Source organism: Streptomyces sp. SD15 (genome assembly GCF_054462255.1).
Genome location: NZ_JBTLMO010000003.1, coordinates 134,973 through 148,588 on the forward strand (window position 1 = coordinate 134,973; position 13,616 = coordinate 148,588).

At 69.8% G+C, this 13,616-nt stretch carries 13 protein-coding genes and 2 pseudogenes; 6 read left to right on the forward strand and 9 right to left on the reverse strand.

The genetic code is table 11. The features are described from left to right. The first annotated feature begins 352 nt into the window (after positions 1-352). The gene (locus ACX28W_RS04120) at positions 353-1,024 is read left to right on the forward strand and encodes a hypothetical protein (RefSeq protein ID WP_458997366.1); all 672 of its coding nucleotides are present in this window, start codon (positions 353-355) and stop codon (positions 1,022-1,024) included. Between the two features lie 55 nt (positions 1,025-1,079). Here ACX28W_RS04120 and ACX28W_RS04125 read toward each other — a convergent pair whose 3' ends face one another. Further along, positions 1,080-1,466, reverse strand: coding sequence for a PPOX class F420-dependent oxidoreductase (locus tag ACX28W_RS04125; protein WP_458997367.1), 387 nt, complete (start codon positions 1,464-1,466; stop codon positions 1,080-1,082). 23 nt (positions 1,467-1,489) lie between these two features. Next, positions 1,490-2,128 carry an HAD family acid phosphatase gene (locus ACX28W_RS04130; protein ID WP_458997368.1) on the reverse strand — a complete coding sequence of 213 codons (639 nt, stop codon included), beginning with the start codon at positions 2,126-2,128 and terminating at the stop codon, positions 1,490-1,492. 229 nt (positions 2,129-2,357) lie between these two features. On the opposite strand from ACX28W_RS04130, the gene ACX28W_RS04135 reads away from it, so the two are divergent. Both ACX28W_RS04135 and ACX28W_RS04140 read left to right on the forward strand, forming a co-directional pair. Beyond that, on the forward strand, positions 2,358-3,704 hold the full coding sequence (locus tag ACX28W_RS04135; protein ID WP_458997369.1) for an NAD(P)/FAD-dependent oxidoreductase: 1,347 nt from the start codon (positions 2,358-2,360) through the stop codon (positions 3,702-3,704). A 256-nt stretch (positions 3,705-3,960) separates the two neighbouring features. Beyond that, positions 3,961-5,343, forward strand: coding sequence for a S1 family peptidase (locus ACX28W_RS04140; protein ID WP_458997370.1), 1,383 nt, complete (start codon positions 3,961-3,963; stop codon positions 5,341-5,343). Positions 5,344-5,387: 44 nt separating this feature from the next. Here ACX28W_RS04140 and ACX28W_RS04145 read toward each other — a convergent pair whose 3' ends face one another. The 3 genes and pseudogenes from ACX28W_RS04145 to ACX28W_RS04155 form a co-directional block, all read right to left on the reverse strand. Beyond that, complete coding sequence (locus ACX28W_RS04145) at positions 5,388-5,579, reverse strand: hypothetical protein (protein ID WP_458997371.1); 192 nt, start codon at positions 5,577-5,579, stop codon at positions 5,388-5,390. A 97-nt stretch (positions 5,580-5,676) separates the two neighbouring features. Next, positions 5,677-6,372: a L,D-transpeptidase family protein gene (locus ACX28W_RS04150; RefSeq protein WP_458997372.1), complete on the reverse strand. Its 696-nt coding sequence runs from the start codon at positions 6,370-6,372 to the stop codon at positions 5,677-5,679. A 150-nt stretch (positions 6,373-6,522) separates the two neighbouring features. Beyond that, positions 6,523-7,116: pseudogene (locus ACX28W_RS04155) on the reverse strand (SDR family NAD(P)-dependent oxidoreductase); the annotation flags it as partial. 41 nt (positions 7,117-7,157) lie between these two features. Between ACX28W_RS04155 and ACX28W_RS04160 the strand changes: the two are divergent. After that, positions 7,158-7,688, forward strand: a complete 531-nt coding sequence (locus ACX28W_RS04160) for a hypothetical protein (RefSeq protein ID WP_458997373.1) — start codon at positions 7,158-7,160, stop codon at positions 7,686-7,688. 2 nt (positions 7,689-7,690) lie between these two features. Here ACX28W_RS04160 and ACX28W_RS04165 read toward each other — a convergent pair whose 3' ends face one another. From ACX28W_RS04165 to ACX28W_RS04175, 3 genes are all read right to left on the reverse strand, one after another. Continuing rightward, entirely contained in the window at positions 7,691-8,617 is a 927-nt protein-coding gene (locus tag ACX28W_RS04165; RefSeq protein ID WP_458997374.1) for an SDR family oxidoreductase, read from the reverse strand. A 113-nt stretch (positions 8,618-8,730) separates the two neighbouring features. Beyond that, on the reverse strand, positions 8,731-9,360 hold the full coding sequence (locus tag ACX28W_RS04170; RefSeq protein ID WP_458997375.1) for an MBL fold metallo-hydrolase: 630 nt from the start codon (positions 9,358-9,360) through the stop codon (positions 8,731-8,733). Continuing rightward, positions 9,360-10,445, reverse strand: coding sequence for an S-(hydroxymethyl)mycothiol dehydrogenase (locus ACX28W_RS04175; RefSeq protein ID WP_458997376.1), 1,086 nt, complete (start codon positions 10,443-10,445; stop codon positions 9,360-9,362). The genes ACX28W_RS04170 and ACX28W_RS04175 overlap by 1 nt, the downstream gene beginning before the upstream one ends. A 234-nt stretch (positions 10,446-10,679) precedes the next feature. On the opposite strand from ACX28W_RS04175, the gene ACX28W_RS04180 reads away from it, so the two are divergent. Further along, positions 10,680-12,434 (forward strand): ABC transporter ATP-binding protein, encoded by a 1,755-nt coding sequence (locus ACX28W_RS04180; RefSeq protein ID WP_458997377.1) that lies wholly within the window; start codon positions 10,680-10,682, stop codon positions 12,432-12,434. A 139-nt stretch (positions 12,435-12,573) separates the two neighbouring features. Here the strand turns inward: ACX28W_RS04180 and ACX28W_RS04185 are convergent. Then, positions 12,574-12,804, reverse strand: a pseudogene (locus ACX28W_RS04185) (hypothetical protein); the annotation flags it as partial. Between the two features lie 241 nt (positions 12,805-13,045). Here ACX28W_RS04185 and ACX28W_RS04190 point away from each other — a divergent pair. Beyond that, a complete protein-coding gene (locus ACX28W_RS04190) occupies positions 13,046-13,411 on the forward strand; it encodes a nuclear transport factor 2 family protein (protein ID WP_458997378.1) in 366 nt (121 codons plus the stop codon). Positions 13,412-13,616: the final 205 nt, after the last annotated feature.

Below are 13,616 nucleotides of genomic sequence, written 5' to 3' on the forward strand. Positions count from 1 at the left end.
TCATCAGCCCCAGGACGGGGGGTTTCCCAGGTGGTGCGGCTCGGAGATCTGATGTCTCGTATACGAGATGCCACGCGCGGGTCACGCTTCTGAACGGGAAACGTAGAGGGCAAGCGCTTTCTAGTCAACGCTTCGCGCAGAACACATCCGGTCAACCACTGCGCCGGCCGGGTCGATGGACACCACGACTTCCGGTCCCGACTTACGCGGCGGGACAGTCGTACGTTCCGCTTGTGAGCGTTGGGGCGTTTGCCGGAAGAGTGACCCGAGCGGCATTAGCGTGCACCTGCCACTGTTCACATGTGTGTGCACCAGGTACACGAGGGGGGAATTGCTCATGGGGAAGATGCGCATGCCCAGAGTGCTGGGACGGTCGGCCCTCGCGTTGCTCGCGGGGGCCGCGCTGGTCCTGGCCGGTTCGGGGGCCGCCCAGGCCACGACCACCGTCGAGATCCCGGCAGCGACCGACGGCGGCGTCTCGGCGACCGTCAGGTTGTACAGGCAGACGGTGCCACAGCCCTACAACCCGGACCCCACCGCCCACTTCGGCGACCGCAAGTGCCTGGTCGTCTACCACGACTACGAGCCGACCCCGGGCTGCGGCGGCTTCAAGCTCGACGTGACCCTGCACAACGTACGCAACCAGCCCGGCTATCTGGCCGGACTCAGCAGCCTGGGCGGCAGATTCGCCGCGTACGCCGACACCGCGCGCACCTTCGGCTGTCTGCGCGCGGACGGAACCTTCGACCACGACACGAGTTTCGTCGTCCGCACCGAGCAGCAGCGGCTCCTGGACAACTACTACTATCCGGACAGCAACTGGGTCCTGTACTGGAACCAGAACTACCCCTCGGACGTGGGCCCGGCGTTCTACATGAACTTCCCGGCCGTGCAGGTGAGTTGCCCCGAGGGCATGACGCCGACCCAGTACGGCCTCAAGGTCTCCGACATCAACATCAGCATCGACGACCCGAACGTTTTCGGCACGACGACCTGGAGCACTCCGGGTCCGTTCTACGGATAGCGGCGGCGCCGAGTGCGTACGAGGGTCCGGCCGACGCCGGGCCCTCGTACGCCTGTCAGGAGGTCGGGGAGATGCGGATCCCGACCGTGCCCTGCTTGCCGCGGCGCAGGCGGCTGCCGAAAAGGGTGAGGCGGCCGACGACGCCGTACTTGCGGGCGATCAGTCGGCGGTACTGCTCGGTCGCGGCCGGGTCGAGGATCTCCGCCGTGGCGGGGACCTGGTCACCGGTCGGATTGCCGCGCATGTCGCAGGGTCCCACCAGGACATCGGCCCGGTTGCGGATCCGCTTCACCTTCCAGCTGCCGGCAAAGGTCCATGCGCCGAGCGCGGCACCGTCCCGGACCACCCACACCGGCGTCGCGACTCCCGTACCGTTCTTGCGGTAGCTGGTGATCAGCAGGTACTTGCCCGAACCGAGCCTGTCCAGCGTCGTCTCATCCATGCCGGGAGTCTAAGCAGTCGCGCTCAGGAAAGCTGACCGTCGTAGTCCGGCAGCTTGAAGGTACGCTCGGCGTGGCCCCCGACGAGGTCGGTGTCGTTGTTGCCGACATTGGCGATGATCGCGTAGCCCTTCGACTCGATCTCCGCACGCTGGGCGGTCTTGTAGGCGCTGACCTCGGCGAACAGGTCCGGCAGGTCGCGTACGTAGAGGCCGTCGACCGGGTAGCCCACGGACGTCAGGTTCCACTCCGTCAGGCTGTAAATGATGCCCGGGCGTGCGGTGACGAAGAAGATGTCGACACCGCGCGACTTCGCGTACTTCGCGAGTGCCAGCGAGGGCTTGAGCGCCGGGGTGGGCAGCTCGTACCAGGGGTGGAAGTCCGTCTCCAGGGTGGTGTTGTCGATGTCGAAGACGATGGCCGGCTTCTGCCCGGCGGTATTCGCGGTGCGCTGCTCTACATAGGGTGTGGCCTGGTCGATGACGGCCTTCACGTCACTCTGCCACGTGGCGTAGTCGACGTCGGCCGCCGTCGCCGTCGCGCTCACCGCCGCCTGGGCCGGAGCGGCGGCGGCGGACCCCGCGGTGGTGACCGTCCCCCCGATGCCCAGCGCCACGACCGCCGAGACCGCGCCTATCCGGCGCCCCATACCGCGTCCTGTCATGCCTTTCCCCTTCTCACGTCGGAGCGGCGAGGGTGCCTCGACCATCGCCGCTGCACACATGATCAGGCTTGAGGATGTACCAAGGGGGAAGATTAAGTTACCGCTTAGTAGAAAGTCTCGCGATCGCCGCCCCGGCCCCATCGTGGGGTGGCAGGCGGGGACTTCCCGTGTGAGCCTGGGCTCACGGTCGGCGGGCCGCGGCGTCGGCACGGGAAGAGAGGCAGTGCGGATGAACGCACCGAACATCGTGATCGTCGGCGGCGGTTTCGCCGGCGTCGAGTGCGCGCGGGGTCTCGAGCGCACGCTCGAGCCGGGCGAAGCCCGGATCGCCCTGATCAGCCCCACCGCCTACCAGCTCTATCTGCCACTGCTGCCACACGTCGCCGCCGGTGTCCTCACACCGCAGTCCGTGGCACCCTCGCTGCGGCGGATCCTGCACCGCACGGCGCTGGTGCCGGGCGCGGTGATCGGTGTCGATCCCGGGTCCAAGGTGTGTGTCGTACGCAAGATCACCGGGGAGGTCGTCGACCTGCCGTACGACTACCTGATGCTCACCCCGGGCAGCGTGACCCGCACCTTCGACATCCCCGGCCTCCTCGACGAGGCGCACGGTATGAAGACGCTCGCCCAGGCCGTGTACCTGCGCGACCATGTGATCGCCCAACTCGACCTGGCCGCAGCCACCTTGGACGAGGCGGAGCGGGCAGCGCGGCTGCAGTTCGTGGTGGTGGGCGGCGGTTACGCGGGCACCGAGACCGCGGCCTGCCTGCAGCGCCTCACCACAGCCGCGTCGAAGCGCTACTACCCACGCCTCGATCCCCGCCTCTTCAAGTGGCACCTCGTGGACGTGGCCCCCAAGCTGCTCCCGGAGCTCGGCGACAAACTGGGGGCGAGCGCGCTGCGCCTGCTGAGCGGGCGCGGAGTGCAGATCTCCCTCAAGACGTCCGTCGCCTCCGTCACCGAGGACAAGGTCACCCTCACGGACGGCCGGACGCTGCCCTCACGAACGCTGGTATGGACGGCCGGAGTCGCGGCCAGCCCGCTGGTCGATTCGCTGGGCGTCGAGACCGTACGCGGCCGGATCGCCGCCGACCCGGACTTCAAGGTGCCGAGCCTGGACGGGGTGTTCGCGCTGGGCGACGCGGCCGCCGTGCCCGACCTGGCCAAGGCGGACGGTTCGTACTGTGTGCCGACCGCCCAGCACGCCGCCCGGCAGGGCCGGCACGCGGCGAAGAACCTGGCGGCGCTGCTGAACGGGCAGCCCACCACGCCGTACCGGCACAGGGATCTCGGCCTGGTCGTCGACCTCGGGGGTCATGACGCGGTCTCCAAGCCACTCGGCATCGGCCTCAAGGGGGTGCCCGCGCAGGTCGTGGCCCGTGGGTACCACCTGCTCGCGCTGCGCACGGGTACGGCCCGTTTCCGTACCGGCGCCAACTGGTTCCTCAACGCCGTCGCGGGCGACGACTTCGTGCGCACCGGCTTCCTCGCCGACCGCAAGGGAACCCTGCGGGACTTCGAGCACACCGACGCGTACCTGACACCGGAGCAGGTCTCCCTCCGCACCCGCGGCTAGGACCTGCCGGTCGATCACGGTAGAGGAAAGCAGCGGTGCGTGCCCCGCCCCGCGTCTCCGCCGTGATCGGCCGGACGGGTCCTGGCGTTCGGCGGTGATTCCCGGTGCGTGCCGGAGTACCGCTGGGACGCGAGCCGTGAGGCCGAGTCCGGGCGCACGGTGAACGCGGTGGCGCGGGCGCACGTATGGAAGGAGGGCTCACGACCGGGGCCCCGGCGGCGGTGACGCCGCGCCGTTCGGCTTCGGGAGCCCATGCATGAGGCACGCACGACGACGGATCGTCCAACGGGGGGCGCGTATCGCGGCCGTCGGCGGACTCCTCTGCGGAGGGCTGATGGTCACGCAGGCCATGGCGAGTGAGCCGTCCGCCGCGTCGCGTGCCCCGGAGAGTGCCGCGCAGGCCGCCGCCAAGAAGGGGGCAGGTCTGGTGTCGACCCTCGGCACCTCCCGTACGGCAGGCAGTTGGATCGCCGCCGACGGCAGCCCCGTGGTCGCGGTGACCGACTCGGACGCGGCGGCGGAGGTGAAACAGGCGGGGGCCCGCCCCAAGGTCGTGGACCACAGCATGCAGGAGCTCAAGTCCGCGACGAAGAGCCTCAGTTCGGCGCCTCGGGTGGCCGGTACCGCCTGGGCGGTGGACTACACGAACAACGAGGTGGTGGTGCAGGCCGACAGCACCGTCTCCGCCTCCGACTGGTCCCGTTTGACGAAGTTGGCCGACAGCCTCGGAGGCTCGGTGCGGATGGAGCGGACCGACGGCACGTTCACCACCCGGCTGAACGCCGCCCAGCCCATGTTCTCGACGGCGGGGCGCTGTTCGGCGGGCTTCAACGTGACCAACGGACGGAACGAGTTCATCCTGACGGCCGGGCACTGCGGGCCGGCCGGTTCGGTCTGGTTCGGCGACAACCAGGGCGCCCAGCAGCTGGGACAGACCGTCAGCAAATCGTTCCCCGGCGGCGACTTCTCCCTCATCCAGTACACCAACGGCCAGAACGACACCACGAACAACGTCGTCTCGATCGGCGGCGGCAAGGGAGTGGAGATCATCGGGTCCGCCGATCCGACCGTCGGCCAGCGGATCTTCCGCAGCGGCAGCACCAGCGGGCTGCGCGACGGGAAGGTGACCGCTCTCAACGCGACGGTCAACTATCCCGAGGGCACCGTGACCGGCCTCATCGAGACCACCGTGTGCGCCGAACCGGGCGACAGCGGCGGACCTATGTTCTCGGAGGGCATCGCGCTCGGTGTGACGTCGGGGGGCAACGGGGACTGCACCACGGGCGGTACGACGTTCTTCCAGCCGATCACCAAGGCGATGACGGCGCTCAACGTGAAGCTGACCGGCCCGGGCGCGCAGGGCCAGGGTGCGGCCGGTGCGACCGCGCAGGCCTCCCCCGCGCCTTCGTCGGCGGCCTCGCAGGGAGCGGCCATCGCGCCGGGTCCCGCGACGCCGGGCTCGGTCCAGGCGGTCGGCGAGTCCGACACGATCCTCTCCCGGCTCACCGACTCCAAGAACATCGGCCCGGGCCTGCTGGTCATCGCCGGAAGCATCATCGCCCTGGTCGCCACCCGCTACATCCGCACGGAACAGGACCGCAACCGCTATCGCAGGCAGTACTCACAGAGTTGGGGCTGAGGTCGCGGTCAGGCTCGCGGAGCCGGGGCCAAGTCCCCGGCTCGTCAGGCGGCTTGCGTGGGCGACTGCGGGGCGGCTTCCGCCCACTCCAGGACGAGCCGCTGGTACTCCCGCCGCTCCTCCATGCTCAGCGTCCCGCCGGCCCGGAACCAGAGGGCCCGGATCTCCTCGTTGACCTCGGCTGCGGAACGCTCGGAGTCGGCTTCAGGAGTGGTGGTGGACATGGCGTGAAGCATACGAGGCTTGACGTGAAGGCGCTGTGAGTAAAGGTGCGCCTCACGACATAACGGACCGTGAATCTGATCACCTCGATCGCCGGAACGCCCGGCCCCGTCAGGTGCCCGGCTTGCGGCCGTACACGAAGACGTCGTCGCCGGTCTTCAACAGCGACCAGTACTTCTTGGCGGTGGCCGTGGTCATGTTGACGCAGCCGTGCGAGCCGGGCGGGTTCCACATGCTCACGCCGACCGAGTGGAAGGCCTGGCCGCCGTCGAAGAACTGGCTGTAGGGCATGGGGACGTCGTAGATGCTCGAGACGTGGTCGATGTGCCGCCAGTAGATCTTCTTCAGCCCGGTGCGGGTCTCGTAGCGATCGCGTCCGGTACGGACCGGCACCGGCCCGTACACAAGCCTGCTGCCGTCCTGGATCCAGCTGAGCTGGAGCGTCAGGTTGACGCAGGCGATACGCCCCTTGTTGACGGGGCACTTGCCGTCCTTGTTGGGGTTGCTTCCGACGGCCTTCTGCTTGTTCATCAGGTCCATCACGCCCCAGGTGATGGATCCCGCGTACCCGGCGTTCGGGGTGATGCCGTGCTTGGTCTGGAAGGCCTGGATCGCCTTGCAGTCGGCGGCGGACTGCCTGCCGTCGACCGGTCGGCCGAGGAACTTCTCCACCTGCTTCTGATAGGGGCCGGTCTGTGTCGTGCAGCTCGCGGCCTGCGCGGGCGCCGTACCCAGCGCGAGCGTCAGCGGTGCGACGAGTCCGGTGATCCCCAGTGCGACGGCTCCCCGTCTGCGTATGTCGCCCATGGCAGGCCTTTCCTTCGTGTGCTTCTCGCGGTTTCCGCCTGCTAGACCCTCGTCTGGGGGTATGCGTTGTACGGCCGATTCGGGCTGCGACCAAACGGTGACATTGCGCGCCGCCAAGCCGTACAGGGGTCGACTCCGAGCGCGACCCCCTCACGCGTCCCCGTGACCCCGAACCGCCTGCTGGAAACCGGTGTTGACCGCCAGCAGGCCCCCGTCCACGCACAACGTCGTCCCGGTGATCCAGGCCGCGTCCCGGGAAGCCAGGAAGGCGACGGCGGCCGCGATGTCCGCCGGCTCGCCGACCCGGCCCAGCGGATACACCTCCCTCACCGCCGCGAGATCGGCGTCGCGTCCCTCCCACGCCGAGGTACGGACCGTGCCCGGCGCGACCAAATTGACGCGCACACCACGTGCGGCGGCGTGCCCCGCGAGGGTGCGCGTCAGTGAGGTGAGACCCGCCTTGGCCGCGCTGTAGGCGTGGTTGCCGAAGTCCTGGATGCCGTTGACGGAGCCGATGCTGACGATGGCGCCGCAACCGGAGGCCACCAGGTGCGGGAGTGCCGCGCGGCAGCAGCGGTACGCACCGGTCAGGGTGAGGTCCAGATCGCGGGCCCACACCTCGTCCGGCTCGTCCTCGAAGAGCGGGGCGTCGGGGGTACACCCACAGGCGTTGTTGACCAGGACGTCCAGCGAACCAAAGGCGTCCACGGCGTACGCGACGGCCGCCTCCAGGCTCGCCCGGTCCCTGCTGCCACGATCGTCACCGGTACAGATACCGTGCGCCCATGTCCGCGTTCATACAACAACTCCCGGCGCTGATCGGCGTGGTCATCGGCGCCCTCGGTTCGTATCTGGCGATCGTTCGGGGCGATCGGGCCCGCTTCCGTCGGGAGCAGGCGGTCCGCTGGGAGGAGCGGCGACTCGCGGCGTACTCCGACTATGCCCGGTGCCTGAAGAAGACCGTCACGCTGACCTACCGGGTGGCCGCCCATCTGGAAATCGATCCGCATCCGCACCCACTGACGCCCCAGGAGGCTGCGCCCCAGATGGCGGAGGCCCTCGACGCCCGGGATCCGGCCTGGGAGTCGCTGCTGCTCCTCGGTGCTCCGGACGTGGTGGAAACGGCCCGCGCCTGGGTCGTGGTGGCCATCGACATGGAGCGGGTCGTACAGGAGCCGACCCCCTCGTCGGAGACATGGCAGGCTCTGCTCGAACGACAACGCGCCCGCCGCGAGGCGTACTACACGGCCGTCCGCAGCGATCTGGCGCTCCCGCCCGGTCATGGCGCCCGCTGGGAGCCCCACCTGCGCGTCTGACCTCAGCGATACCCCGTCACATCCGCCGGCCTGCCCGCGTCCTGGACCTCGACTAGGTAGCGCCAGGCGTCCGGTCGGCTGCCGTCGCGGTCGGTGAAGCCATACACCTGGGCGAGCCGGCCGCTGGAGAGCGAGTCGCCGTTCCAGCGGGCGACGTCCGGGTCGGCGGCCAGCGCGGCGACGGCGCGACCGACGTAGTAGGGCGTCTCGGAGATGGCGAAGTGCGGGACGCGCTCCAGGGCGTCGCGCCAGTTCTCCTCCCTCACGCCGAAGTTGTCGAGCATCATCTCCGAGCGCAGCCAGCCGGGGGTGAGCGCGACGGCGGTGGCGCCTCGCGGGCCGAGTTCGTGTCCCAGCGCGAACGCCATGCGCAGGACGGACGACTTGGCGAGGTCGTAGAAGAAGGAGACCCGGTAGGTGTCCCGGTTGTATTCCGCGGTGCCGTCGGTCATCTCGACGACGAGGCCGCCGGGATTGCGCAGCAGCAAGGGCAGCGCGTGGTGGTTGGTGATCGCGTGCGTCTCGACGGCGAGGCGTAGCAGCCGCAGACCGTTGTCGAGGTCGTGTTCCCAGACCGGGGTGTCCCACGCGAAGAGTTTTTCGCCGCCCCAGATGTCGTTCACCAGGATGTCGAGGCGCCCCTGTTCGTCGGCGACGCGTGCGATCAGGGCCTCGACCTCGGCGGGGACCAGGTGGTCGGTGGGCACCGCAAGGCCGACGCCGCCCGCCGCGGTGACCAGGTCCGCGGTGTCCTCAAGGGTCTCGGGACGGTCGTACTCCGAACGCTTCTCGCGCGTACTGCGCCCGGTCACATAGACGGTGGCCCCGGCCGCGCCGAGTTCCACGGCAATCCCGCGCCCCGCGCCCCGGGTCGCTCCGGCGACCAGTGCGACCTTGCCTTCCAGCGGACCTTCCAGCGGTCCCGACATGTCCGACCTCCGTGCTCGTAGTGCTCACGGGCTGCCTTCGCCCCTGTGTCCCTACGAGGGTGCCGCGGAAGCCGGACATCTCCTGTCAGGTTTCTTCCGGCCGTCGTGTCGCGTCAGTGGCCGCGCGCGATCCACTCCTCCAGGTGCGGGGCCTCCGCCCCGATCGTGGTCGACTCCCCGTGTCCCGTACGGACGATCGTGTCGGCGGGAAGGCCGAGCAGCCGTTCGCGGATCGAGTCGACGATCGTCGGGAAGTGGGAGAAGGAGCGGCCGGTGGCTCCCGGCCCGCCCTGGAAGAGCGTGTCGCCGGTGAAGACGGTGCCCAGGCCCGGGTCGTAGAGGCAGACCGCGCCCGGGGCGTGGCCCGGGGTGTGCAGGACGGTGAGGTCGGCGCCGGCGGCCTCGATGACCTGGCCGTCCTGGAGCCAGGCGTCGGGCAGGCGGTCCGGGTGGGTCTGCTTCCACAGCGGCAGATCGTCGGGGTGCAGCCAGATCGTGGCGCCGGTGCGCTCCGCGAGGGCGGGCGCGGCGTCGATGTGGTCGTTGTGGGCGTGGGTGCACACGATGGCCCGCAGCCGCCGGTCGCCCACCGCCTCGGCGATGGCGTCGGCGTCGTGGGCGGCGTCGATGACGATCGCCTCGTGGTCGTCGCCGACAATCCACACGTTGTTCTCGACGTCCCAGGTGCCGCCGTCGAGGGAGAAGGTGCCCGAGGTGACGAGGTGCTCGACGCGCGCGCTCATCACAGCACCACCACCGAACGCAGCACGTCGCCGTGGTGCATCCGCTCGAAGGCGGGCTCGATCTCGTCCAGGGCGATCGTCTCGGTCACGAACGCGTCCAGGTCAAGTCGTCCCTGGAGGTGCAGGTCGATCAGCATCGGGAAGTCGCGGGACGGCAGGCAGTCGCCGTACCAGGACGACTTGAGGGCTCCGCCGCGCCCGAACACGTCGAGAAGCGGCAGCTCGAGCTTCATCTCCGGGGTCGGTACGCCGACGAGGACGACCGTGCCCGCCAGGTCGCGGGCGTAGAAGGCCTGTTTGTACGTCTCCGGGCGGCCGACCGCCTCGATGACGACGTCGGCGCCGAAGCCGCCGGTGAGCTGCTGGATCGCCTCGACGGGGTCGGTGGAGGCGGAGTTGACGGTGTGTGTCGCGCCGATCTTCGACGCGGTGGTCAGCTTCCGGTCGTCGATGTCGATGGCGATGATCTTCGCCGCGCCCGCGAGCCGGGCCCCGGCGATCGCCGCGTTGCCCACGCCGCCGCATCCGATGACGGCGACGGAGTCGCCCCGGCCCACGTTCCCGGTGTTGATGGCGGCGCCGATGCCCGCCATCACACCGCAGCCGAGCAGCCCTGCCACGGCCGGTGAGACCGCCGGGTCGACCTTGGTGCACTGCCCGGCGGCGACGAGGGTCTTTTCGGCGAAGGCGCCGATGCCCAGCGCCGGGGACAGCTCGGTGCCGTCCTTGAGGGTCATCTTCTGCTTCGCGTTGTGCGTGTTGAAGCAGTACCAGGGCCGCCCGCGCAGACAGGCCCGGCACTGCCCGCACACCGCACGCCAGTTGAGGATCACGAAGTCGCCAGGGGCGACGTCGGTGACCCCGTCGCCGACCGACTCCACAATCCCGGAGGCCTCGTGGCCGAGCAGGAACGGGAATTCGTCGTTGATGCCGCCCTGCTTGTAGTGCAGGTCGGTGTGGCAGACCCCGCATGCCTGAACCTTCACCACGGCCTCTCCCGGCCCCGGATCCGGTACGACGATGGTCTCGACGCGCACCGGCTGGTTCTTGCCCGGGGCGATCACGCCACGTACTTCCTGCGCCATGGTGGTGAACCCTTCCGTAGATCGACGTTCCGTCGAACGACCCTACGGCGTGACCGACCGGTAGCAGGCCAGGTGACGTCCAGTCACCTCGGTCCAGGTGTGTCGCCCGGCCGGCCTGTGGGCCGCCCCGTTGGGGATGACGACCGTCTCGAGTCCCACCCGTCGGCGAGTTATCGGCCCGCGTCCGCGCCGACGTAGCCTGAACGTTCCGCGTCCATTCCCTCAAGGAGCGCCGTGAGCATCGCAGGTAAGCAAGCCGGACCGCCCACCTGGCGGCTGCTTCTCGGCTATGTACGACCGCATCGATGGGCGCTGCTGGTGGGCGCCTTGCTGGCCCTGACGACCGGCGCCACCGGACTGGTGCTGCCGCTCGTGGCGCGGGGGCTCATCGACGACCTGTCGCACGACCGGCCCATCGGGCGGGCGCTGCTCGGCATGGCGGCGCTGGTCGTCACCAACGCGGCGGTGGGGGCGCTCGGTTCGTATGTGCTGCGGCGCACCGCCGAGTCGGTGGTGCTCGGTGCGCGGCGTGCCCTGTCGTCGTATCTGCTGCGGCTGCGCATACCGGCGGTGGACCGCAGCGAGCCGGGCGACCTGATGGCCCGCATCACCTCCGACACGACACTGCTGCGCGAGGTCACGACCGACTCGCTGGTGGGCCTCGGCACCGGCGGCCTCACGCTCGTCGCGACGGTGGTGATGATGGGCCTGGTCGACGTGGTCCTGCTCGGCGTCACCCTGGGGGTGATCCTGTGCGCGGGTACGGTGCTCGGCGTGATCGTCCCGCGCATCAACCGGGCCAGCAAGCGGGCGCAGGACGCCGTCGGCGTGATGGGCGCCTCGCTGGAGCGGATCCTCGGCGCCCTGCGCACGATCAAGGCGTCCGGTGCCGAGCACCGCGAGGAGCAGACCATCCACGCCGCGGCCGAGGAGTCCTGGCGGCAGAGCGTGCGGGCCGCCAAGTGGTCGGCGGCCGCGGGCAATACGGCCGGTCTGGCGATGCAGATCGCCTTCATCACGGTTCTCGCGGTGGGCGGCGCGCGGGTCGCCACCGGCGCCATCGACGTGGGCACGCTGGTCGCCTTCCTTCTCTACGTCTTCTATCTGATGTCGCCCATCCAGCAGGTCGTCGGCGCGATCACGCAGTACCAGACCGGCGCCGCGGCGCTCGCCCGCATCCAGGAGGCGCTGCGGCTGCCCGCCGAACCGGCCGCCCTGCCCGCGCCGTTGCCGACGCCGGGCGCCGAACCGGCGGCGCTCGCCTTCGACGACGTCCGCTTCCGGTACGCCGACGATCTGGCGTACGTCCACCACGGTGTGACCTTCGCCGTCCCGGCCCGCGGCATGACCGCGTTCGTCGGTCCCTCCGGGGCAGGCAAAACCACCGTCTTCTCGCTCATCGAGCGGTTCTACGAGCCCGAAGCGGGCGTCATCACGCTCGACGGGCGTCCGCTGGAGGACTGGGATCTGCCCCGGCTCCGCTCCTCCATCGGCTATGTGGAGCAGGACGCCCCGGTCCTGTCGGGTTCCCTGCGCGACAATCTGCTGCTCGGCAATCCGGAGGCCGACGACACCGACGTCACTCGCGTGCTGAAGACGACGCGGCTCGACGGACTGGTCGCGCGGCTGCCGCGCGGTCTCGACACGCTGGTCGGGCATCGCGGCACCAAGCTGTCCGGCGGCGAGCGCCAGCGCGTCGCGATCGCCCGCGCCCTGCTGCGCCGTCCGCGGCTGCTGCTCCTGGACGAGGCGACGTCGCAGCTCGACGCGGTCAACGAGGCCGCGCTGCGCGACACGGTCGCCGATGTCGCCCGTACGACCACGGTCCTCGTCGTCGCGCACCGGCTGTCCACCGTCACCATGGCCGACCGCATCGTCGTCATGGACGCGGGCCGGGTACGCGCCGTGGGCACCCACCGGGAACTCGTGGCCGGGGACCCGCTCTACGCGGAACTGGCCGCCACGCAGTTCCTCGCCACCACCGGCTGACGACCGAGGGACTTCGTGGGGGGATGCCCGTTCACCACACGAAGCGCGACCGACCCGCTCCGCTCCGCGAGAGCGTCTTCGCGCACACATGTATGCCCCCGGCACCGGGACGACCCGGCGACAGGCCCTGGCTAGGCCTGACGGCCGGAAGCAGCCCGGTGACGGGGGCGGCCAGGTCGGTGAGCTGGTGCAACTGGTGCAACTGGTGCAACTGATTGAGGTCGTTCAGGCGGCTGAGCCCGCGCAGCTGACTGGAGACCCGCGGGATGTCGTCCTGGTGCTCCGCGGGGATGCTCCTCACGGCAAGCGCGTCGAGCTGGGCGATCGGGTTCGGCTTTCCCGCGTCGTGGTTCGCGGCGGCGGCCGCCATCGGCGCGGCGAGGCCCGTGACGCCGACGGCGAGACCAACGGCGGCGACCGTACGTCAGGTTGAGATCATGCTGTCGGCAACGGTCCCGGACCCCTCACGGTCACGGCCCGGCCCCGCTCCTCGCCCGAGAGGCGCATCGTGCCGACTGCGCTTGCCGCGTGCCCTGCGGCGGAGGAGTCTCGAAGGAGACGCCCTTCGCGGCCCGCCCCTTAGCGGACTGCGGCCTTCCGAGGAGGTCATCATGGGCACCGCGCTAGGCCCCGCCTTCGACATCGAAACGCTTCGCCGGGGCATTGAAGGACACAGTGCGGCAGCTCTGCTGTCGCTCTACGCGGACGACGCGGAGGTACGCATCGTCGACCGCAACACCCAGCCGAGCCACCCGATGGTCAAACACGGCCGCGGCGAGATCGCCGACATGCTCAACGAGGTCTACAGCCGGGACATGACACACAAACTGGAACAGTGTGTCATCCAGGGCAACCACGTCGCCTTCACCGAGTCCTGCGAGTATCCCGACGGCGTGCGGGTGCTGGCCAGCTCGATGGTCTCGCTGCGCGACGGCAAGATCGTCGACCATACGTTGCTCCAGGCATGGGACGAGTAGGAAGGAACTGGCCGAAGGTCCAGATCACGTCTCGTCTGACCTGGACCTTCTCGGCGAAGGCCGCGATGGGGCGGTCGCGCCGGGCCCGGCGGCCACGGCTGGTTTCCGCGGCAGGCAGGCGCGTTTCCGTCTCGCTTGTGCGGTCGGCACTCAGAGCAGCGCGTTCTCACCCTCACCCTCCGACACCGCGTGCCGTTCGAACACG